Source organism: Anseongella ginsenosidimutans (assembly GCF_008033235.1).
GTDB classification, from domain to species: domain Bacteria; phylum Bacteroidota; class Bacteroidia; order Sphingobacteriales; family Sphingobacteriaceae; genus Anseongella; species Anseongella ginsenosidimutans.
The window spans coordinates 2894793-2915377 of the sequence record NZ_CP042432.1 but is presented as its reverse complement, the minus strand read 5'-3'; the positions used below and the strand labels follow the sequence as shown (position 1 = coordinate 2915377).

Here is a 20585-nt window from a genome sequence, read left to right as displayed (position 1 = left end):
GCTTCCCCGTATGAATAAATTATACCTTCTTATACTGATTCCAACCTTGTCTGTTCCGGCTTCCTGCGGGGGAGGAAACAACAGGAACAATTCAGGGGACGAATCAGAGAATACGGTCAAATTCGTGACCATGGAAACCTATGAGCAGGAAAGCGATTGTGATACCGCTCAAACCGAATGCACCTCCATTTATTTTTCTTACCCCAGGATCGTAGGGTCCGGCAACAGGGCGCTGAACGATACCCTTAGCTTGCAGATCGAAAGATGGCTTACCGGCTCGGCAGATACCGCCGAAACCGGGTTATCGCCCGAAGCGTTCGGCAAGGCATTCATCAATGACTACGAAAAGTTCAGCAGCGAGTTCCCCGACAGCCGCGCCAAGTGGTTTATCCGGCGCGAAGTGGAGATCATTGCCAATAATGACCACTTTATTACCCTGCAGCTCTCGGAAGAAAATTACCTTGGCGGCGCGCATGGCATGAATATTCATCTGTTCGCCAATTTCATTCCTTCCGGCGGGCATCGCATTTACCTGGATGAACTGGTGGCGGAAGGACAAATGGAAACGCTTGAAAAAATTGCCGAATCGCTCTTTCGCGAAGAAACCGGTATTCCCGAAGGGCAGTCCCTGAAGGATGCGGGCTATTTTTACATGGAGAATGACGGCGGGGGCAGCCCTTTTCACCTGACGGAGAACTTTGCCATTACCCGGGAAGGATTGTTATTTTACTATAATCCCTACGACATTGCTCCCTATTCCATGGGGTCTACCGTACTAAAGGTACCTTTCGATAAAGTCGAAGGCACCCTGAAACGACAAGGCATCCTGGAAGGAATGCTTTAATCGTTCAGAAGCTTGCAGATGGTGTCCAGCTTTAAAAGGGCGTCCACCGGGGTAAGGGAGTTCACGTCCAGGTCCCGGAGGCTGTCACGAATGCTGATAAGCACCGGATCATCCAGCGAGAACATGCTTAACTGATAGTTTTCTTTAGCCGTTGCCCGTCCGATCCCGTTTTTAAGGGAATTCCCCGAAGATCGCTCCTTTTCAAGCCGCCTGAGAATCTCGTTTGCCCTTTCCAGGATAAGCTGGGGCATGCCTGCCATTCTGGCCACATGAATACCAAAACTATGTTCGCTGCCGCCGGGTACCAGCTTCCGGAGGAAAATGACCTTATTCCCTACCTCCCTGATGGATACGTTATAATTCCGCACCCTTGGCAAACCGGCAGCCATTTCGTTCAGTTCATGGTAATGGGTGGCGAACAGCGTCCTGGCCCGCGCCGAAGGATGGTTATGAATATACTCTGCGATGGACCAGGCGATGGAAATACCATCATAGGTACTGGTTCCCCGGCCGATCTCATCCAGCAGGATAAGGCTGCGTTCCGAAATATTATTAAGGATACTGGCGGTCTCATTCATTTCCACCATGAAAGTGGACTCTCCCGAAGAAAGATTGTCAGAGGCGCCCACCCGCGTAAAGATCTTGTCCACCAGGCCAATCTTCGCTCTCCGGGCAGGCACAAAAGAGCCGATCTGGCTCATCAGCACAATTAATCCCGTTTGCCGGAGAATAGCGGACTTACCGGCCATGTTGGGCCCGGTAATAATCAGCACCTGCTCTTCCTCCGCATTCAGACGGATATCGTTTGGAATATATTCTTCCCCGGGATCCAGCGTCTGTTCAATGACCGGGTGCCGGCCTTCGCTGATCTCTATCAGGTTCTCATCGGTGATCTCCGGTACCACGTAATTATTCTTAATCGCCAGGCAAGCAAAGCCCAGCAATACGTCCAGCCGGGAAACCAGGCCGGCGTTTTTCTGAACCGGCTTAATAAACCCGGTAATACCCTGCAGCAATTCTGCAAAAAGCCGTGATTCCAGCTGCATGATCTTTTCTTCCGCTCCCAGGATCTTTTCTTCGTATTCCTTTAATTCAGGCGTAATATAGCGCTCCGCGTTCACCAGGGTTTGTTTCCGGATCCATTCCGGCGGCACCTTATCTTTATGGGCATGAGTCACTTCCAGGTAATAACCGAATACATTATTAAATGATACCTTTAAAGACGATATCCCTGTACGTTCGCTTTCAGCACGTTGCAGCTTTACAAGATAATCCTTTCCTCCATGGGAAATTGTCCGGAGTTCGTCCAGCTCCTCCGATACGCCGGAGGCGATCACGTTCCCTTTATTCAATTGAGCAGGCGCATCGGGATGCAGTTCCCTGCTGATCTTTTCAACCAGGGCTTTGCATGGGTCCAGTTCCTCGCCTGCCTGCCGCAATTCCGCGTAGTCCGATTCCCTGCAGATCCGGATGATCTCGTCTACCGCCTGAAGGTCCCTGCCCAGCTGGGCAACCTCCCGCGGACTCGCCTTTTGCAGCGCGATCTTTGAAATGAGCCGCTCCAGGTCCCCGATTTGTTTCACGCAGTTCCGGAGGCCGGAACGCAGCTGTTCATCCCGGCAAAAATATTCCACGATACGGAGCCTTTCTTCCAACGCTTCCCTGCCCTTTAGCGGCATCAGTATCCACCTGGTTAGCATTCTGGCCCCCATTGGGGTACAGGTATCATCCAGGACGTCCCGCAGGGTCTTGGCACCTTCGGCCTGGGAACTTACCAGCTCCAGGTTCCGGATGGTAAAGCGGTCCAGCCATACATATTTTTCTTCCGCAATTCTTGCCAGGGAAGAAATATGGGGAATAGTGGTATGCTGATTTTCCCTTATATAATGCAGGCAGGCTCCCGCCGCCGTAATACAGTTCTCCAGGCCATCTATCCCGAATCCTTTTAGTGAATGGGTATTAAAATGGTTTAGCAGCGCTTCCCGGGCATAATCTTCCCCAAATACCCAGTCATCTAAAAAATAGGTATAAAAGCCATCGCCGAAAAGCTGCAGGAAATCCTTCCCCTTTTTCCGCTGGAAAATCACTTCGGAAGGCTTGAAGCTTTGAAGGAGTTTGTCAATATAAGCATTGTCACCTTCGGCAGCCAGGAACTCGCCGGTAGAAATATCCAGAAAGGCGACACCGGTAGCGTTTTTGCCAAAATGGAGCGCAGCCAGGTAATTATTGGACGTATGGCGGAGCAGATGGTCGCTATAGGCCACACCCGGCGTTACCACTTCAGTTACTCCCCTTTTGACAATGGTTTTGGTCATCTTGGGGTCTTCCAGCTGATCGCAGATAGCTACCCGCTGCCCGGCCCTGACCAGTTTGGGAAGATAGGTATCCAGCGAATGATGAGGAAAACCGGCCAGCTCCACATGAGAAGCCGACCCGTTAGCCCGCTTTGTCAGGACAATTCCCAATATCCCCGAAGCTTTTATCGCGTCCTCACCGAATGTTTCGTAAAAATCCCCTACCCGGAACAACAGCAGGACTCCCGGGTATTTTGCTTTTACCTGGTTATACTGCTGCATTAAGGGAGTTTCTTTATTTTGCTTTGATTTTGCCAATTTTGCGCCCGCTTGAAAGAATTAAATATGGCAACGAAATTAAGGATTACAGATTGCCGCTAAAAATTATTTAATCAACAGCTTGTGAGAAAACTGAAAAATGAAGAGCTGGGAAGGCCCGGCCTGGAGGAGTTCAGAAAACAGCCAAAGCTTCCCCTTGCTATCGTGCTGGACAATGTACGCAGCATGAATAATGTGGGGTCTGTTTTCCGGACCGCGGACGCCTTCTCCGTGGAAGAGATCTGGCTATGCGGCATCACGGGCCAGCCGCCCCACCGGGAAATTGAGAAGACCGCCCTTGGAGCCACCCGTTCGGTCCGATGGCAATATGCCCGGGATATCCATGAGGCCTTAAACGCGCTGCAGGAAGAAAATTACCTCCTGATTGCCATTGAGCAGGCCGAACAGAGCCTTCCGCTTAATGAATTCCGGCCCCTTGCAACCGAAAAATACGCCTTCATTTTCGGAAACGAAGTAAACGGGGTAAGCGATGAAGCCATGGCCCGCGCCGGCGACTGTATCGAGATTCCCCAGTTTGGCACCAAACACTCCCTGAACATTGCGGTAAGCGCAGGAATCCTGGTTTGGGATTATTACCTGAAACGTTTTTATAGCTGAAACAATTAGCTATATTTGCGGCTGTGCTGAAACATGCACGTGTTAAATTTTAATTACTCATTATGAAGCTGCTGTTTATCCATTCCCATATGCATCATCACCACGTGAGTGGTGTATAGCGTAATTTCAACCCTGAAAAGGACCAGCAACTTCATTTTTAACGCGCAGTAAATAAAATTTATAATTTGAAAACTCTCAAAATCGCCATACAGAAATCCGGGCGGCTCAACGAAAAATCAGTAGATATTCTCAGCAAATGCGGGCTTAGTTTCGAAAACTACAAGAGTTCGCTGATCTCCCCCGTACAAAACTTCCCGCTGGAAATCCTTTTCCTCCGTGATGACGATATCCCCGAATACGTGCAGGACGGCATCGCCGACCTGGGCATCGTTGGAGAAAATGTGATCGAGGAAACCGGGGCTGACGTTACCTACCTGCACCGGCTGGGCTTCGGGAAATGCACGCTTAAGATCGCGGTTCCGAACCATAGCGAAATCAACAGCCTTAATGACCTGGAAGGAAAGTCCATTGCTACTTCCTACCCGAATATCCTGAAGAAATTCCTGAACAAGAACCAGGTACAGGCCGATGTCAGGGTCATCAGCGGATCGGTGGAAATATCCACCAACCTCGGGCTGAGCGACGCCATTTGTGACATAGTTTCCACAGGAGGCACATTAAAGAGCAACGGCTTAAAGCCTTTTGCAGACGTGCTTTCCTCGGAAGCTATTCTTATCGCAAAAAATGGTATCGCTGATGAAAACGAGCAGGTCCAGGAATTGTTATTAAGATTGCGATCGGTACTCCGTGCCAAGGAAAACAAGTACGTGGTCATGAATACCGAACGCAGTAATATCGAAGCGATCAGCAATTTGCTATCTGGCATAAAAAGCCCTACTATTGTTCCTTTAGCCGAAGAAGGATGGTGCGCCGTACACACCGTCATTTCTGAAAAAGACTTCTGGGAGAAGATCAGCAAACTGCGCAAGGCAGGAGCCCAGGGAATCGTGGTGCTTCCTGTTGAAAAAATAATTTTCTGATGCTGAAAGCCTATTCATACGCTAAACTAAGCGCCTTGGAGATCGCTGGTTTATGTGAACGCAATATCGACGTATCCAATAAGATCAGTAAAACCGTCGAAGAGATCATTGACCGGGTAAAGGACGCGGGCGACCATGCTTTATCAGACTTTGCGGAAAAGTTTGACGGCGTCATTCCGGAACGTTTATTCGTGGAAAAAGAAGAACTGGGCAAACTGGCGGCGCAGGTTAACGAAAAGGCACGTAAAGCGCTCCAGGTGGCCTATGCTAATATCTATAAGTTCCACCAGACGCAGCTGGCCCGGGAAGAGAAAATTGAAACTACCGGGGGGGTTAGTTGCTGGCGGGAATACAGGGCCATACAGAAAGTAGGCCTTTATATTCCCGGCGGAACGGCTGTGCTGCCCTCCACCCTGCTAATGCTGGGCATTCCGGCCAAGATAGCGGGCTGCCGCGATATCGTTGTTTGCTGCCCGCCGGGAAAAGACGGAAAATTAAGCCCTTACATTGCTTACGTGGCAAAAATATTAGGCATAGAAAAAGTGTATATCGTTGGCGGAGCGCAGGCTATTGCCGCTATGGCCCTGGGCACGGAAACCATTCCCAAGGTGAGCAAGCTGTTCGGACCCGGAAATCAATATGTCACCAGGGCCAAAATGATCGTACATTCCCGCTACGGAGTCGCCATAGACATGCCCGCAGGCCCTTCGGAAGTGCTGGTAATCGCAGACGAAAGCTGCCGCCCCGATTTTGTCGCCGCTGACCTGCTGGCACAGGCGGAACACAGCCCGGACAGCCAGGCTATCCTGGTTGCCACCTCGGCAGGAATTATTGAAAAAGTGAATAAGTCGCTGAGCGACCAGCTGGCGGAACTGCCGCGCATGGAAATTGCCGGCAAAGCCCTGAGTAATTCCTACGCTATTGAAACAGCCAACCTGAACGAAGCGGTTACCTTTGCCAATCATTATGCGAGCGAACACCTGATCCTTGCCAGTGAGCAGTACGAATCGCTGATTCCGCAGATCCGGAATGCCGGTTCGGTTTTCCTGGGTAATTTCGCACCCGAAGCAGCCGGCGATTATGCCTCCGGCACCAACCATACCCTGCCTACGTCCGGCTTTGCCAGGGCTTATTCAGGCGTTTCCGTTGATGCTTTTGTAAAGAAAGTGACCTTCCAGCATATCACGGAAGAGGGAATAGCCAACCTGGGCCCGATTATCGAAACCCTGGCAGAAATTGAAGGACTGGAAGCGCACAGACGGTCGGTGGCAATCAGGCGAGGCGGAATTTGAAGCCGGAAACGGCACCTAATTTTGAGGGAATGAACATGGCGAAAAAATTGAAAGACTTTTTTGACCTCAACCGGCTGGTAAGGGAAAACATCCGGCAACTGGTCCCCTACTCATCGGCCCGGGATGAATTCACCGGCAGCGCGCGCATTTTCCTGGATGCCAATGAAAATGCTTTTGGCTCTCCCCTGCCTCAGCCCTACAACCGCTACCCCGATCCGCTCCAGGTCAGGTTAAAAGAGGCGCTGAGCCGGATCAAATCGGTTCCGCCTTCCCGGATATTCCTCGGGAACGGCAGCGACGAAGCCATCGATCTTTTATTCAGAGCTTTTTGCAGCCCGGGAATAGATAACGTGATCACGCTTCCACCTACTTACGGAATGTATGAAGTATCGGCCCGCATCAATGATGTGGAAGTGCGGAAAGCGCCGCTGCTCCCGGGTTTTCAGCCCGACCTGGATGCCATTGCCCGGGAAATTGACGAAAACACGAAGCTGATATTCATCTGCTCACCGAATAACCCGACCGGAAATTCCATTGGGCGCGAGGCCATAGAAACCATACTAAGTAATTTTAACGGGCTGGTAGTCATCGATGAAGCCTATATCAATTACTCCCGTTACCGCTCCTTTATCCAGGAGCTGGACGAGTATCCAAACCTGGTCGTGCTGCAAACGCTGTCCAAAGCCTGGGGCCTGGCCGGCCTGCGCATAGGCATGGCCTTCGCTTCGGAAGCCATTGTTCATATATTCAATAAGGTAAAACCGCCATATAACCTGAACGAAGCCTCGCAGCAACTGGCGCTGACTGCCCTTGACAACCTGGAAAAGGTGAACGACTGGATAAAGCAAACAACCGCGGAACGCGGGCAGCTGGAAAAGGCGCTGCAAGATTTGCCCTTCGTGCAAAAGGTATTTCCTTCAGATGCAAATTTCCTGCTGGTAAAAACCCTCGATCCAAAAGCCGTGTACCGGCACCTGGTAAAGGAAGGCATCGTGGTACGTGACCGTTCCAGGGTAAAGCTTTGCGAAGGCTGCCTGCGTATCACTGTGGGAACGCCGGAAGAAAACGCTGAGCTACGAGATTCATTAAAAAAAATGGCTTGATTCCATATGAAGAAAGTATTATTCATAGACCGGGACGGAACCATTATTGCCGAACCTCCTTTTGATTTCCAGGTAGACAGCCTTGAAAAGCTGGAGTTTCTTCCTTATGCCATTTCAAGCCTGAAAAAATTGCAGGATTATGGATATGAATTGCTCATGGTCAGTAACCAGGACGGAAGGGGAACCGATTCCTTCCCGGAAGAAGATTTCCTGAAACCCCAGGAAAAAATGCTGACTGTGCTGCGGAACGAAGGCGTTGAATTCGCAGAGATATTCATTGACCCGTCTTTCGAACACGAGAACAGCCCTAATCGCAAACCAAACACGGGCCTGCTGGTTCCCTACCTGGCCAGGAACCAGGTGGACATGACGCATTCCTACGTAATCGGCGATCGCTACACCGATGTGCAGCTGGCAAAGAACCTGGGCTGCAAAAGTATCCGCTTCGGGCCGGAAAACGACCCGGAAGCTGATATCAGCCTCTCTTCCTGGCAGGAAATCACCGCTTTCCTGTGCAAAGGCCAGAACAGGCGGGCCTCCCTGGAGCGCAACACAAAAGAAACACGGATCCGTTTACTGCTTGACCTCGACGGCGCCGGAACTCCGCATATCAACACCGGCCTGAAATTTTATGACCATATGCTGGACCAGTTGGTCAAACATTCGGGAATTGACCTGGAACTGAACGTAGAGGGTGACCTGGAGGTGGATGAACACCATACCATTGAAGACACGGCAATTGCGCTCGGCCAGGCTTTCAGGCAGGCCCTCGGCGACAAACGAGGGATAGAACGGTACGGCTTCCTCCTGCCAATGGACGAAGCCCTGATACAATGCGCCATTGACCTTTCCGGCCGCGCCTGGATGGTTTTCAAAGGCTCATTCAAACGGGAATATGTAGGAGATTTCCCCACCGAAATGTTTGAACACTGGTTAAAATCCTTTTCAGACAACGCAGGCATTAATCTGAACCTGCATATCCTTGAAGGACAAAATGACCACCATAAAATAGAAGCCAGCTTCAAAGCGCTGGCCAAGTGTATAAAACAGGCGATCAAAATAACAAGCGACGAATTGCCGACTACTAAGGGCACGCTTTAATTAGTTTATAGTTTATAGTTTCTAGTTTATGGTTTGTAGGGGTTTAAGGTTTAAAGTTCGAGGTTTAAAGTTCGAGGTTTAAGGTTTAAAGTTCAAAGTTCAAGGTTTAAAGTTCGAGGTTTTAAGTTCGAGGTTCAAGGTTCAAGGTTCAAGGTTTAAAGTTCGAGGTTCAAGGTTTAAAGTTCGAGGTTTATAGTTTGTAGTCTTTGGTTTTTGGAGGGGACGTTTTAGGTTTAAAGTTCAAGGTTTAAGGTGAAACATTGATGGTTTTTTATTTTTTAGGGGGAGACGTTTGTTGTTCAAAGGGTTGTTGTTTATGGTTAGATATCGGATAGCTTGGGGCTTGGGAAACTGCTTTCAACTCCTGGAAATTAGAAACGTCAAAGAGAAGCTACAAACTTCAAACAGAAGCTACAAACCTCAAACTAAAAACCATGAACTGGAAACTTCAAACTACGAACTAAAAACTACGAACTAAAAACTGGAAACTAAAAAAAGAATGACTGGAATAGTTTATTACGGAGCCGGGAATTTGTTTTCATTGCAATGTAGCCTTGATCGCATTGGGGAAAAATATGGGTTAATCACTTCGGCGGAACAGTTTGAAGGTTTTGAACGTTATATTATCCCGGGCGTTGGGCATGCGGGCGCGGCCATGCAAAAACTGGAAGGCACGGGGCTTATCCCGCTTATCAGGGAGACAAAAAAGCCTTTGCTGGGCGTTTGTCTTGGGATGCAGCTGCTCACGGCGCAATCAGAAGAAGGGAATTCTACGCTTTGTAATATAATACCGCTCCGTACCCGGCGTTTCATTAAAGACGGCGGGTTAAAAATTCCACACACCGGGTGGAACAAGGTCAGGGTCGAAAGGGCTGGGCCGCTATACGAAGGAATCCCGGATGACAGTCAATTTTATTTCGTTCACTCCTATTATATTGAATTAAATAGTAATTTTACTCTTACTTCAACTGAATACGGAATAACCTTCTCTTCCTCCATTATGAAAGATAACTTTTTCGGGGTACAGTTCCATCCTGAGAAATCCGGAGAGGCGGGGGAACAGTTGTTGAAGAATTTTACACGCATATAAAATCAGCTGAAATGAATATTATCCCCGCAATCGATATTTTGGATCGAAAGGTAGTGCGCCTCAGGGAAGGCGACTATGCACAGGCCACTTTCTACGATACTACATTGGCAGAAATGCTGGGACAACTGGATTCCCCCGGGACCGATTTTGTCCACATCATAGATCTCAACGGGGCTAAAGGAGACTTTAGCAACCAGGAATACCTGGTGGACATTATCAAGCATACCAAAAACATCAAAGTACAGTATGGTGGCGGAGTTCGGACAATTGACAAGGTAAAAGAGCTGATTGACCTCGGTTTTCACCGAATCATTGTAGGTACGCAGGCCATTACCCAGCCTGACTTCCTGGAAAAGCTTAGTAAGGAGATTTGCGGCAAAACCAAATGTTCGGACCAGGTGGTGGTTGCCATTGATGTACTGGACGAAGTGATTAAATACAGCGGCTGGATGGAATCCTCCCCCATCAAGCTGATCGACTACGTGGACCGCTGCCTTGATCTTGGTTTCTATCGTTTTCTCTGCACTAATATTGCCAAAGACGGTAAGCTGGACGGGGTGGACACCTCGCTTTACAAGAAACTGAAGAACCATGCTCCCGTGATTAAGATCATCGCATCCGGGGGCATCAGCTCCATGAAGGATATCGAGCAACTGGAGAAAGTGAAAGTGGAATCCGCAGTTACAGGAAAGGCCATTTACGAAGGAAAGATCAGCATTCAGCAGATAAAGGACTGGAACCTGAAATCGCTCGTAAATTTTTAGGGAATGCTGAGCAAACGTATCATCCCCTGCCTGGATATCAAGGATGGACGAACGGTAAAAGGAGTGAATTTTGTCGCTCTCCGGGATGCCGGCGACCCGGTGGAGCTGGCATGGCAATATTCCAGGGAAAGCGCGGATGAACTGGTGTTCCTGGATATTACCGCGACACATGAAAAGCGGAAAACCCTTGCGAGGCTGGCCAGCGACGTGGCCCGGCAGATCAGCATCCCCTTTACCATCGGCGGGGGCATCAGCGAGCTGGCCGATGCAGACATACTGCTCAATTCCGGCGCCGATAAGATCTCCCTTAACTCCGCTGCCGTACGCGACCCTTCGCTCGTAGACCGGTTTGCCGATGCCTTTGGAAGCCAGTTTGTGGTCATCGCCATTGATACAAAGCGGGTAAACGGAAAAAACATCGTGCATTTGAATGGAGGCCGCCTTCCCACAGAATGGGAAACCGAGTCCTGGATCCGGGAAGTCGTGGAACGCGGCGCCGGGGAAATCCTCCTGACCTCCATGGACCACGACGGAACCAAGGCCGGTTTCGACTGTGACTTGCTGAAAAAGGTCAATAAAGGCCTTCCCATTCCGCTGATCGCTTCCGGCGGTGCGGGAAACAGTGAACATTTTAGTGAAGTCTTTCAGCGTACCGGCGTGGACGCGGCTCTGGCCGCGTCTGTTTTTCACTATGGAGAAATAGCCATTCCGGACCTAAAGAAACAATTGAATAATAATGGCATAGAAGTCAGAGTTTAAGACGAATACAACATTATGGAGCTTGATTTTAGCAAAGACAACGGGTTGCTCCCCGTCATCGTACAACACTGGCAGACAGGACAGGTGCTGATGTTGGGATATATGAACAGCGAAGCATTCGTAAAAACGGTTGCCAGTGACCAGGTTACATTTTTTTCGCGCAGCCGGAACCGCTTATGGACCAAGGGGGAAGAAAGCGGAAACTTTCTTCATGTAAAAAAAATGTATCCCGATTGCGATAATGACACCCTGTTGATACTTGCCGAACCGGCGGGGCCAACCTGCCACCGGGGCACCAGCAGCTGCTTCGATAACGACGAAGAGGTACCCTTTCTTTTCCGGCTGGAAGCTATCATCAGGGATCGATACGACAACCCGGTTGAAGGCTCTTACGTAAACAGGCTGCGTGAGAAAGGGCTGAATAAAATAACCCAGAAAGTCGGCGAAGAAGCGACCGAAACCGTCATTGCGGCCCTGGCACAGGGACGGGAAGACCTTCTTGACGAAACCTCCGACCTGGTTTTCCACCTGATGGTATTGCTGCGGGAAAAAAATATCAGCCTGGCGGAGCTGGGCGATCATTTAAGAAAAAGACATAAATAAAGGGGGGCCGGCCCTGCCCGCGCGACAGTATGATCGAGATAAAGAACACAGGAATACTTCCCGGCCACCAGAACCCTGTCTTCACCATTGAAAGCGGGCTGGAGCCGCATACTTTTTTTACTGCCGGCAATGACCCGGGGATTGTTAAATGGGATCTCCGGCAGATGAAGCATGAAAAAGTGCTTGCAAAGGTGAACACCTCCGTGTACGCCCTGCACCGGCCCGTTACCCGGCCTATTTTGCTCACGGGTGAACGCAGCGGCCAGGTAAGCGCCATTGACCTCGTCAACGAAAAACCTTTAAAAGTACTCTCTCTTCATCGCTTCCCGGTATTCGATATAAAAACCTCCGGCCGGAAGGGCTTGATCTATGTCGCCAGCGAAGATGGATACGTCTCCGTATGGTCCCTGGAAGATTTTCACCATGTCTACACGTTCCAGGTTTCGAAGGATACTGTGCGCAGTATCAGCCTTAGCCCCGATGAACAGCAAATCGCCTTTGGCTGCCGGGACAATTCCATAAAGATCTACGATACCGCCGAACTGAGCCCCGTCGCGGAATTAGAAGGGCATACCATGTCTGTTTTCAGCCTTCAATATTCCCCCGCAGGAAACTACCTGCTTTCCGGCTCCCGCGATGCCCAGTTGAAAATATGGGACACCGCTTCCTACACCCAGGTACGCAGCATTCCGGCGCATATGTATGCCATCAATCATATCAGTTTTCATCCCGGCCATCGCTGGTTTGCCACGGCCAGCATGGACAAAACCATCCGGATCTGGAGGTTGGAAGATTTTGCGCCTGTAAAGACCATTGACCTTGCCGGCATGGGCGGGCATGCCCTCTCCGTAAATAAACTTCTCTGGGTCAACGATCGCACCCTGGTTTCGGTAAGCGACGATAAGAACGTAATGGTATGGGATATTAGCCTGGAAAGCGAAGAAAATCCAGGCTAATTCGTATGATCCTGGCTACATCCGCAAAAGGATTTTTCCAAATTGCTTTCCTTCGTCCATATATCGAAAAGCTTGTTCGGCTTCTTCAAGCGGAAATATGCGGTCAATGACAGGAGTCAGCTGATGCCTTGTATAAAATTCAAGCATTGATAAAAAGTCTGCAGGACTGCCCATGGTGCTGCCAAGGATGGAAAGCTGCTTCCAGAAAAGGTACCGCGCGGGGATCTCTTCTATAGCGCCGGCCGTTTGCCCGAAATTAACGATCCGCCCGCCGGGGTTCATCAGCTCAGGGAGCTTTCCGAAATCTTTTCCGGCCGCACTGTCAATTACCAGGTCAATACCTCCGGATTTCTTCTTTATTATTTCCGGCCAGTCGGGACCGGTATACAGAGCGCCTCCTCTGGCGCCCATAGCAATCGCGTTCGCGATCTTTTCCTCAGAACCGGAGGTGACATATACCTCGGCCCCTGCGGCGGCCGCATATTGAAAAGCGAACAGCACAGTGCCGCCGCCAATGCCCGTGATCAGCACCTTATCGCCGGCTTTCAGACCGCCCCGCGTAAAGCAGGCGCGATAAGCGGTAAGCCCTGAAAGAGGAATGGCCGCTGCCTCTTGCATGCTCAGATGAGCGGGGAACTCAAATACATTTTCCGCCGGGACGTTAACGTATTCCGCAAAAGTACCATCGTCCGGATTTCCAAGTATTTTAAATCCGGCAGCCTGAACCGCGGGATCGTTTCCCCAATTCATTCCCGGGTAAATGATCACCTTTTTTCCCATCCAACCGGAAGAAACACCTTTTCCGGTAGCTTCCACGATCCCGGCTCCGTCAGAACCAAGGACCAGATGTTCTCTTCTGCCTGCATACCGGCCCTTTTGGATCCAGACATCCCGGTGATTCAGAGCGGCAAAACCAACCCTGATCAGCATTTCCTGCTCTCCGGGAACAGGCTTATTAACTGTTTGGATGGTGACTGGTTCGCCGGCTTTGCGAATATAGGCGGCTTTCATCTGCGGCTCTTGCATAAAAACTCATTTTGTTGTAACTTCATAAAGCATAACAAGCAACAATGAATTTAGATTTCCGGAAGATACTGATCGCAGTTGATGACAGTCCTTATTCTGACCGGGCTGTCCAAACCGGTTATAGTCTTGCCCGCGCTACCGGAGCTGAAGTAACCCTGGTGCATGTCGTGGATATTACCCTTACTGCCGGCGATATGATGTCCGGAGCCTTTGCCCCTGAGATCCTTCAATCCGTAAAAGAATCAGGAGAAAGCCTGCTTGCCGGTTTGTCCGAAAATTACGGAGCCGGCGTTCAAACACGCACCTGCATGCCCGATGACCGCCCCGTACAAGGGATACTTAAAATTGCCGGAGAATGGGGCCCTGACCTGATCGTGCTGGGAACCCATGGGCGTACCGGCCTGGATCACCTGCTAATGGGAAGCGTGGCTGAGCAGATAGTCAGAAAATCAAAATGGCCTGTACTGGTCGTTCCAAAACCGAACGTTGCATCAAAACCCAATACCGTATAATAAGAATAAGATGAATTTTTAAGCCTATTTATTAAAAACCGTAATTATGGAGAGCCAAGAGAACCTACTAAACGAAGTGGAACTGGAAGAGGATTACCCAAAACTTCTGTATTCCACCAACAAGCTGGCTACCGACAGGAGCTTTATTATCCGTACCGTAGAACCACGTTTTATTGCTGAAGTTTTTTTATTTACCGATCAGCAACGGGCCGACAACTTTATGAGACACCAGCGGCAACCTTATGATAGTACAACCATTAAAAAGAGGACAGTAGTGGTGGTAGTAAAAGAATTCTGGGACGATCCGGCCAATTTTGAACCGCGAATTATTCGCCTGGCAACGAAGAAACTTGCCAGCTGGTATAAAGCACAATTCCTTGAGTCCATCAAACGGCTCAATTCACGGTCCCAGGAATACAGGGACAAAAAATCCGAAAATTATAACTAAACCTGTACGTTAAAAGCGCCCCGCCCCAGGGCGGGGCTTCCATTATTCAAGATGAAGCCAGGCTTTTTTGGCTAGAAGTTCGTCCTGGCTTTCGACCACTTCTTCGTCCGGAATACAGCAATCCACCGGGCAAACAGCTGCGCATTGGGGCTCGTCATGAAACCCGACGCATTCCGTACATTTGTCCGGAACGATGTAATAAAATTCATCGGAAACCGGTGCTTGCAATTCCTCCGCACTAATAGTGGTGCCGTCGCCGAAATCAATGACTCCGTTCAAACCTGTGCCATCTGAAAAACGCCAGGATGCTCCCGCATCGTATATGGCATTGTTCGGGCATTCAGGCTCGCAGGCTCCGCAATTAATGCACTCATCTGTGATTCTAATTGCCATTTATATTAATCCTTCGTTTTTGAATCCTTAATTTTGTCCCAATTCACTTTATAACTGCCTCCGGCCGGTGAATGTTTGCGCAAAGATAAAAAATTTGATCTCATTTCCCTATCAAGTTAGTAGATTATGAAAAATGATTTTGAAAAAGATATAACAGCCCTCCGCAAATTAGGGATGCTCATCCAAGCGGATACGCCTGAAAGAGCGGCCGTAATAGAAACTGCAGGGCATTATAATCCCTGGTTCACCCGGGAAAATATTCTTAGCGCGTTGAACGGCATTTCTTCCAACCTGGATGAAGAACACCTGCGGGAATGGCTGAGACCTTATGCTTCCGTCCTTCCTCCCCCGGAAGCGCCGCTGAACGTTGGCCTGGTGCTGGCGGGCAATATACCGCTCGTTGGCTTTCATGACATCCTGTGCGTACTGGTAAGCGGCCACCGCGCAATGATAAAGATGTCCGGGCAGGATCAGCATCTTACCACATGGCTGCTGGAAAAGATCGGGGAAACCGCTCCATTTTACGCTGAACGCATTTCTGTAGCGGAGCAGCTGGAAAAGCCGGACGCCGTCATCGCTACCGGCAGTAATAACAGCGCCCGCTATTTTGAACAGTATTTCGGGAAATACCCGCATATTATCCGTAAGAACAGGAATACTGCTGCCATCCTGACGGGAGAAGAGACTCAAAAGGAACTGGAAGAGCTTGGAAAAGATATTTTTCTTTATTTCGGACTGGGATGCCGGAATGTCTCTAAATTATTTGTGCCCCCCGGTTACGATTTTCAACAGCTTTTAGATGCGCTTGAACCTTACCGGGAGGTGATTGAACACCATAAATACGCCAATAATTACGGGTATCAGCATACCATCCGGCTAATGAACAGGGAACTTCATTTCACGAACGGCTTTATCCTCCTGACCGAAAACCCTTCATACGCCTCCCCTATTGCCACCCTTCACTATGAATTTTACCAGGGGAAGGAAGAACTGGAACAAAGGCTCCGGGCCGATGCCGGGCTCCTTCAATGTACGGCCAGCGCCGGCGGCCGCTTCCCGTCAACGCTGCCTTTCGGCCAAACGCAGTACCCTGCCCTCCGGGACTATGCCGATAACGTAGATACGCTGGAGTTTCTTTGCAGGATAGGTTCTTTTACGGCTTCCTGATCTTTATCCCGGCCGAGCTGACGGCCGAAACTGAAAACCACCCCACCGGCGCCAGGTCGGGTGCGGGCAGAAGGCTTTCAATATTGCTGCGGACATTGGCCGGCGGTGTGGCAAAGAGCCCGGTATTGGTGCTAAGGTCCATCACCTGGCTTAAAAACCCATAGGTTCGTTTATCAATGGAAGCAATTTCCACCGAAGCGCTGTCCCCAAGGCGGTAAGGATCATCGCCGGGCGTAAAGTCGGCCACCGGCTCAATGAACTGGAGTCCGTCCGCACCCTCGCCGTAAGCGGCATCCACGCATACCTGGAAATCGATGTTCCGCGAACGGAGGATGCCGTTCCTGTAAGACCGGATAAAATAATAATCCGTTTGCCCTTCCAGGTCAAAGGCGATGAAATAAGCCTGGTAGCCTTCGTCCTGGAAGGGATCCTTTTCTTCATAATCATACACAATGGAATCAATTACAGGTACCGGGTACACGCTGCTTCTGGCGGAATACGTATCCTTTCCGAGGTGGATCCGTAATTCATATTCTTTTCCTACTTCGGCAAATACCTCCGTTACGCGCGGGTTCCATTGATAAACGCCCGCGGAGGTTTCCCGGAAAAGACGCTCCCGGCCGTCCTCAAGATCTACGACCGCCACACGGGCCCCGGTCAACCCTGCGGCGCCTTCCGTGGAAAGATAAGGCGACGACTTGCTAAGCCGGATGGTTTGCACCCTGCGGGTATTGTCTAAAAAAGCATCCACTACCAGGAGCGGATCCCCTTCATCCAGCTGCACGCTGATCACATCCTCACAACCTGAAAAGAGCGTACAGGCAGCCAGAATTCCGATTACCAGTATGGCGGTCGTTAAATTCGTGTACTTAAGCCGCTCCTTATTTTTGTTCCTGGCAAAGCAAAAGAATGTGCGCATAAGGTCAAAAACTAAAATTATACGTGACCGCCGGGATAATAGAACCCACGACTGACAACCTCACAGCCTGCGTGCGTACGGGGTTATCCGGATCCTGCTGAAAGAAAACGCTGTAAGGATTCCGGCGGTTATACACGTTATACAACGAAAACACCCAGCTGCTGTTCCATTTCCCGCCTTCTCTCCCTTTCAGGGTGGCTGAAAGGTCAAGGCGATGGTACGGGCCCACCCGGTAATTATTCCGTCGTCCGCTGGTATTATAGGGGATCTGCCAGCCCTGGATCTCCAGCCGGCTGGTAGGAAAGGTAGCTGGCGTTCCTGAATAATAAACCCAGGTTCCGGAAACCGTCCAGCGCTTCCCCAGGCGTGAACTAAGCACCGTATTCAGCACATGCGTACGGTCATAACGATTGAAAAACCAGTTCCCGTTATTGATCCCCTCCGCTTTTCGCAGGGACCGCGACAGCGTGTAGCTGACCCAACCTGTAAACCTTCCGAGCGTTTTCTCCAGGAAGAACTCCGCTCCGTAGGCCCTTCCCCTGGCGGGCAGCAACTCCCCTTCCAGGTATTCATTAAGAATGATTTCGGAATTATCAATATAGTCCAGCTGGTTCAGAATATCTTTATAATACAGTTCAACGGACGCATGGAAAGCCTCGCCAAAATCCCGGAAGTAACCAATGGCGTACTGGCTGGAGGTTTGGGGCTTGATATTATTGGTACTCGGCGTCCAGACGTCCAGGGGGTGGTGGCCGCGGTATTGGAAACCAGGTGAAGGTACTGCGCCTGCCGGTTATAGGAAGCTTTCAGGGAACTATTATCACCGATGCCGATCTTCAGCGAAAAACGGGGTTCCAGCTGATCGTAAACTGTAATGGATTCCGACCGGCCGGCTTCATACTCCTGCTTCAGCCTGCGAGGCTCATTGGGGACCGTATCATGGTAAGTATACACCTTCCCCGGGCCAAGATAATTGAAACGCGAATAACGAAGGCCATACTGCAGGGCTATTCCTGCCCCCAGCCTTTGCTCATTTTCAAGGTAAACGCCTGACTCCAGCGCGTATTTCAACGGCAGGCTTATATTATTGCTTTCGTCCCAGTTACCCACCACGCCGTTTCCCGGTTCAAACTTATACCAGGTTGCCTTAGCGCCAAAGCGCAGGGTATTGGACGCGTTCAGATAGAAGATAAAATCCGGCTTCAGGCTAAAATTGAGGATTTTTGAGTCCCAGTTGAAAGATTGTTCCCCCGCTTCGCCGAAGCGGAGTTCATAATCGTAATTGCTGTAGATCCCCGTCAGGTTCATAAACAATCGGTCGCTGAAAAGATGGTTCCAGCGCGCCGTGGTGGTGGTATTACCCCAGTTAAAGGTAAAACTTTGCCCGAAGTTATCCCGTGCCAGGGTACCGCTGATGAACAGGCTGTTGCGTTTATTTACGCGATAGTTCACTTTCGCGGTAAGGTCGTAAAAATTGAACAGCGCATCTTTCATGTCCTCCTCCAGGAAAGGAGCTGCCAGGAAATCAATATAGGAACGCCGTGCTGCGAGCAGAAAAGAAGCGGTATCTTTTTTAAGAGGCCCTTCCAGGGCAAGACGGCTGAAAACAAGCCCGATCCCGCCGTCCACGCGCAGTTCCCGGTAATTTCCTTCCGACATGCGCACGTCCAGCAGCGAAGAACTCCTTCCCCCGTACCGGGCCGGGATCCCTCCCTTCACCAGGGTGACCTCCTTTACGGCATCGGGATTGAAAATAGAAAAGAAGCCAAACAAATGCGAGGTATTATATACGGGCGCCTCATCAAGCAGTACCAGGTTCTGATCGGCCGCGCCGCCCCTGACATTAAAACCTCCCGCTCCTTCCCCGACGGTGGAAACACCGGGCAGTAGCTGGATACTTCGTACAATATCCACTTCTCCCAGTAAGGCAGGAATGTTCCTTATCTGCCTGATGTCTAAAGTATTGGTACTCATGGACAGGTCGCGGACATCCCCCCCTTTTTTTCCTCGCTTACTACCACTTCTTCCAGCAAGCCGGCGGCAACCTGAAGTTCCTGGTCTACACGCAGGTTGCCTTCCAGTTCTACCACGCGGCTGACCGGCTCAAAACCAATGCTGGAAAAGCGGATCGTATACCTCCCACGGGGCAGGGTAAGCGAGTAAAACCCGTAATTATTGGATGCAGTGCCGCTTTCGCCCGCGCTTACAGTAACGCCGCTTAAGGCTTCCCCCGTGGCCGCGTCCTTCAGGTAGCCGCTCAGCGTATATCGTTGCCCGGCAGGCTGCGCCTGGGCATAAGCAGGCAGGGACGCCGATAAAAGAAATAGCAGCAACCAGTGTTTCATTCAGATATATAACGAAAGAACAAAGGTTAAAGATGCGAAAGTTTTATGCAAAAACGTATTTTTGAAAAATCATAAACAGATACACTAAATTGTACCTGATAAAAGTTAAAGGAGTAGCAAAAATTCCCGATTACGTTCAGCTGCGGGACGATGAGTTTACCCTCCTGGCCTACTTCCGGGTAGATCGCCCGGACCGGGCGCTGGAAAAGTGCGGACTCGCTGAAAAAACGGCGTATATCATGGAGATCGTTAAGGAACTCCCTTTCGGAAAGATCATCAAACTGGATATTTGAGCATGGAACAAAACGTCATAAAAATAGAAAATGCCGACATTTTTCAATATAACAAGCACCTGGTACTCACCGATGTAAGCCTTCATATCAACAAAGGCGAATTCGTTTACCTCATCGGCGAGACAGGAAGCGGAAAATCCAGCCTGCTGAAAATACTTTATGCCGACCTTGAACTGACCAACGGCGACGCCTGGATCGGGGGAGTTAACCTGCGCACACTGAAAAAGAAAGACGTCCCCTACCTGCGGCGTAAACTCGGGATCGTTTTTCAGGACTTTCAGCTGCTGACCGACAGGACGATCGAAGAAAACCTTCTCTTCGTACTCCGGGCCACCGGCTGGACCGATAAAAAGATCATGTCGGCCCGCATTGACGAAGTATTACAGAATGTAGGCCTTGTTCACAAACGGCATAAATGGCCACATGAGATCTCCGGCGGAGAACAGCAGCGGGTGGTAATTGCCCGGGCCCTGCTGAACCACCCCGAGGTGATCCTGGCGGACGAACCCACGGGCAACCTGGACCCGAAAACGTCCTCAGAGATCCTGAATCTCCTGAAAAGCATCAGCAAACTGGGAACTGCGGTACTCATGGCCACTCATGATTACCGAATCATTGAACGTTTTCCTTCCCGCATTGTTAAATGTGAGAACGGAAAAGTATATGAGAACGCCACGGTGCCGGGAAATTAGCACAGCAT

23 protein-coding genes are annotated in these 20585 nt (G+C 50.2%); 16 read left to right on the top strand and 7 right to left on the bottom strand.

What is annotated here, in order from left to right; all coding sequences use genetic code 11:
- Positions 1-10: 10 nt before the first annotated feature.
- Positions 11-844 carry a DUF3298 and DUF4163 domain-containing protein gene (locus FRZ59_RS11965; protein ID WP_132129171.1) on the top strand — a complete coding sequence of 278 codons (834 nt, stop codon included), beginning with the start codon at positions 11-13 and terminating at the stop codon, positions 842-844.
- Here FRZ59_RS11965 and mutS read toward each other — a convergent pair.
- Positions 841-3420, bottom strand: a complete 2580-nt coding sequence (mutS, locus tag FRZ59_RS11960; RefSeq protein ID WP_192901575.1) for a DNA mismatch repair protein MutS — start codon at positions 3418-3420, stop codon at positions 841-843. The two genes, FRZ59_RS11965 and mutS, sit on opposite strands and share 4 nt — an antisense overlap.
- A gap of 120 nt (positions 3421-3540) precedes the next feature.
- On the opposite strand from mutS, the gene FRZ59_RS11955 reads away from it, so the two are divergent.
- The 10 genes from FRZ59_RS11955 to FRZ59_RS11910 all read left to right on the top strand — a co-directional run bounded on the left by FRZ59_RS11955 (position 3541) and on the right by FRZ59_RS11910 (position 12782).
- Complete coding sequence (locus tag FRZ59_RS11955) at positions 3541-4074, top strand: RNA methyltransferase (protein WP_132129169.1); 534 nt, start codon at positions 3541-3543, stop codon at positions 4072-4074.
- Between the two features lie 185 nt (positions 4075-4259).
- Complete coding sequence (gene hisG, locus FRZ59_RS11950) at positions 4260-5114, top strand: ATP phosphoribosyltransferase (RefSeq protein WP_132129167.1); 855 nt, start codon at positions 4260-4262, stop codon at positions 5112-5114.
- On the top strand, positions 5114-6406 hold the full coding sequence (gene hisD, locus FRZ59_RS11945; protein ID WP_132129165.1) for a histidinol dehydrogenase: 1293 nt from the start codon (positions 5114-5116) through the stop codon (positions 6404-6406). Before hisG ends, hisD begins: the two co-directional genes overlap by 1 nt.
- 29 nt (positions 6407-6435) lie before the next feature.
- Positions 6436-7509, top strand: a complete 1074-nt coding sequence (gene hisC / locus FRZ59_RS11940) for a histidinol-phosphate transaminase (RefSeq protein WP_225975047.1) — start codon at positions 6436-6438, stop codon at positions 7507-7509.
- Between the two features lie 6 nt (positions 7510-7515).
- The gene (gene hisB, locus FRZ59_RS11935) at positions 7516-8610 is read left to right on the top strand and encodes a bifunctional histidinol-phosphatase/imidazoleglycerol-phosphate dehydratase HisB (RefSeq protein WP_132129164.1); all 1095 of its coding nucleotides are present in this window, start codon (positions 7516-7518) and stop codon (positions 8608-8610) included.
- A gap of 499 nt (positions 8611-9109) precedes the next feature.
- Positions 9110-9700 carry an imidazole glycerol phosphate synthase subunit HisH gene (hisH, locus tag FRZ59_RS11930; protein WP_132129163.1) on the top strand — a complete coding sequence of 197 codons (591 nt, stop codon included), beginning with the start codon at positions 9110-9112 and terminating at the stop codon, positions 9698-9700.
- A gap of 11 nt (positions 9701-9711) precedes the next feature.
- Positions 9712-10464, top strand: coding sequence for a 1-(5-phosphoribosyl)-5-[(5-phosphoribosylamino)methylideneamino]imidazole-4-carboxamide isomerase (locus tag FRZ59_RS11925; RefSeq protein WP_132129161.1), 753 nt, complete (start codon positions 9712-9714; stop codon positions 10462-10464).
- Between the two features lie 3 nt (positions 10465-10467).
- Positions 10468-11223 carry an imidazole glycerol phosphate synthase subunit HisF gene (hisF, locus tag FRZ59_RS11920; RefSeq protein ID WP_132129160.1) on the top strand — a complete coding sequence of 252 codons (756 nt, stop codon included), beginning with the start codon at positions 10468-10470 and terminating at the stop codon, positions 11221-11223.
- Between the two features lie 15 nt (positions 11224-11238).
- Positions 11239-11826 (top strand): bifunctional phosphoribosyl-AMP cyclohydrolase/phosphoribosyl-ATP diphosphatase HisIE, encoded by a 588-nt coding sequence (gene hisIE / locus FRZ59_RS11915; protein ID WP_132129159.1) that lies wholly within the window; start codon positions 11239-11241, stop codon positions 11824-11826.
- A 29-nt stretch (positions 11827-11855) separates the two neighbouring features.
- Positions 11856-12782, top strand: coding sequence for a WD40 repeat domain-containing protein (locus FRZ59_RS11910; RefSeq protein WP_132129158.1), 927 nt, complete (start codon positions 11856-11858; stop codon positions 12780-12782).
- A gap of 15 nt (positions 12783-12797) precedes the next feature.
- Here the strand turns inward: FRZ59_RS11910 and FRZ59_RS11905 are convergent, their stop codons facing one another.
- Positions 12798-13808 carry a zinc-binding dehydrogenase gene (locus tag FRZ59_RS11905; protein WP_225975046.1) on the bottom strand — a complete coding sequence of 337 codons (1011 nt, stop codon included), beginning with the start codon at positions 13806-13808 and terminating at the stop codon, positions 12798-12800.
- Positions 13809-13852: 44 nt separating this feature from the next.
- Between FRZ59_RS11905 and FRZ59_RS11900 the strand changes: the two genes are divergently transcribed.
- Positions 13853-14320, top strand: a complete 468-nt coding sequence (locus tag FRZ59_RS11900; protein WP_132129157.1) for a universal stress protein — start codon at positions 13853-13855, stop codon at positions 14318-14320.
- 46 nt (positions 14321-14366) lie between these two features.
- Positions 14367-14768, top strand: a complete 402-nt coding sequence (locus FRZ59_RS11895) for a hypothetical protein (protein ID WP_132129156.1) — start codon at positions 14367-14369, stop codon at positions 14766-14768.
- A 42-nt stretch (positions 14769-14810) separates the two neighbouring features.
- Here the strand turns inward: FRZ59_RS11895 and FRZ59_RS11890 are convergent, their stop codons facing one another.
- Positions 14811-15161, bottom strand: a complete 351-nt coding sequence (locus tag FRZ59_RS11890) for a 4Fe-4S binding protein (RefSeq protein WP_132129155.1) — start codon at positions 15159-15161, stop codon at positions 14811-14813.
- A gap of 126 nt (positions 15162-15287) precedes the next feature.
- Here FRZ59_RS11890 and FRZ59_RS11885 point away from each other — a divergent pair, with 126 nt between their 5' ends.
- On the top strand, positions 15288-16328 hold the full coding sequence (locus FRZ59_RS11885; RefSeq protein WP_132129154.1) for an acyl-CoA reductase: 1041 nt from the start codon (positions 15288-15290) through the stop codon (positions 16326-16328).
- Here the strand turns inward: FRZ59_RS11885 and FRZ59_RS11880 are convergent.
- The 4 genes from FRZ59_RS11880 to FRZ59_RS19115 are packed head-to-tail and all read right to left on the bottom strand — an operon-like array spanning position 16315 to position 19592.
- Positions 16315-17247 carry a DUF4249 domain-containing protein gene (locus tag FRZ59_RS11880; protein WP_132129153.1) on the bottom strand — a complete coding sequence of 311 codons (933 nt, stop codon included), beginning with the start codon at positions 17245-17247 and terminating at the stop codon, positions 16315-16317. The genes FRZ59_RS11885 and FRZ59_RS11880 overlap by 14 nt on opposite strands.
- A 4-nt stretch (positions 17248-17251) precedes the next feature.
- Positions 17252-17800 (bottom strand): hypothetical protein, encoded by a 549-nt coding sequence (locus tag FRZ59_RS19125; RefSeq protein ID WP_225975045.1) that lies wholly within the window; start codon positions 17798-17800, stop codon positions 17252-17254.
- Between the two features lie 59 nt (positions 17801-17859).
- A complete protein-coding gene (locus tag FRZ59_RS19120; protein WP_225975044.1) occupies positions 17860-19221 on the bottom strand; it encodes a TonB-dependent receptor plug domain-containing protein in 1362 nt (453 codons plus the stop codon).
- On the bottom strand, positions 19218-19592 hold the full coding sequence (locus tag FRZ59_RS19115; protein WP_225975043.1) for a carboxypeptidase-like regulatory domain-containing protein: 375 nt from the start codon (positions 19590-19592) through the stop codon (positions 19218-19220). The genes FRZ59_RS19120 and FRZ59_RS19115 overlap by 4 nt, the downstream gene beginning before the upstream one ends.
- A gap of 89 nt (positions 19593-19681) precedes the next feature.
- Between FRZ59_RS19115 and FRZ59_RS11870 the strand changes: the two genes are divergently transcribed.
- A complete protein-coding gene (locus FRZ59_RS11870) occupies positions 19682-19885 on the top strand; it encodes a fructose-6-phosphate aldolase (protein ID WP_132129151.1) in 204 nt (67 codons plus the stop codon).
- Positions 19886-19887: 2 nt separating this feature from the next.
- Positions 19888-20577, top strand: coding sequence for a cell division ATP-binding protein FtsE (locus FRZ59_RS11865; RefSeq protein ID WP_132129150.1), 690 nt, complete (start codon positions 19888-19890; stop codon positions 20575-20577).
- Positions 20578-20585 lie beyond the last annotated feature (8 nt).

Coding starts and splice junctions, on each gene's coding strand:
- hisF (WP_132129160.1), top strand. CDS start 10,468: ATGCTGAGCAAACGTATCATCCCCTGCCTGGATATCAAGGATGGACGA.
- hisC (WP_225975047.1), top strand. CDS start 6,436: ATGAACATGGCGAAAAAATTGAAAGACTTTTTTGACCTCAACCGGCTG.
- FRZ59_RS11880 (WP_132129153.1), bottom strand. CDS start 17,247: ATGCGCACATTCTTTTGCTTTGCCAGGAACAAAAATAAGGAGCGGCTT.
- hisB (WP_132129164.1), top strand. CDS start 7,516: ATGAAGAAAGTATTATTCATAGACCGGGACGGAACCATTATTGCCGAA.
- FRZ59_RS11890 (WP_132129155.1), bottom strand. CDS start 15,161: ATGGCAATTAGAATCACAGATGAGTGCATTAATTGCGGAGCCTGCGAG.
- FRZ59_RS19115 (WP_225975043.1), bottom strand. CDS start 19,592: ATGAAACACTGGTTGCTGCTATTTCTTTTATCGGCGTCCCTGCCTGCT.
- FRZ59_RS11925 (WP_132129161.1), top strand. CDS start 9,712: ATGAATATTATCCCCGCAATCGATATTTTGGATCGAAAGGTAGTGCGC.
- FRZ59_RS11965 (WP_132129171.1), top strand. CDS start 11: ATGAATAAATTATACCTTCTTATACTGATTCCAACCTTGTCTGTTCCG.
- hisH (WP_132129163.1), top strand. CDS start 9,110: ATGACTGGAATAGTTTATTACGGAGCCGGGAATTTGTTTTCATTGCAA.
- FRZ59_RS11885 (WP_132129154.1), top strand. CDS start 15,288: ATGAAAAATGATTTTGAAAAAGATATAACAGCCCTCCGCAAATTAGGG.
- mutS (WP_192901575.1), bottom strand. CDS start 3,420: ATGCAGCAGTATAACCAGGTAAAAGCAAAATACCCGGGAGTCCTGCTG.
- hisD (WP_132129165.1), top strand. CDS start 5,114: ATGCTGAAAGCCTATTCATACGCTAAACTAAGCGCCTTGGAGATCGCT.
- FRZ59_RS11865 (WP_132129150.1), top strand. CDS start 19,888: ATGGAACAAAACGTCATAAAAATAGAAAATGCCGACATTTTTCAATAT.
- FRZ59_RS11895 (WP_132129156.1), top strand. CDS start 14,367: ATGGAGAGCCAAGAGAACCTACTAAACGAAGTGGAACTGGAAGAGGAT.
- hisIE (WP_132129159.1), top strand. CDS start 11,239: ATGGAGCTTGATTTTAGCAAAGACAACGGGTTGCTCCCCGTCATCGTA.
- FRZ59_RS11900 (WP_132129157.1), top strand. CDS start 13,853: ATGAATTTAGATTTCCGGAAGATACTGATCGCAGTTGATGACAGTCCT.
- FRZ59_RS11905 (WP_225975046.1), bottom strand. CDS start 13,808: ATGCAAGAGCCGCAGATGAAAGCCGCCTATATTCGCAAAGCCGGCGAA.
- FRZ59_RS11910 (WP_132129158.1), top strand. CDS start 11,856: ATGATCGAGATAAAGAACACAGGAATACTTCCCGGCCACCAGAACCCT.
- FRZ59_RS19120 (WP_225975044.1), bottom strand. CDS start 19,221: ATGAGTACCAATACTTTAGACATCAGGCAGATAAGGAACATTCCTGCC.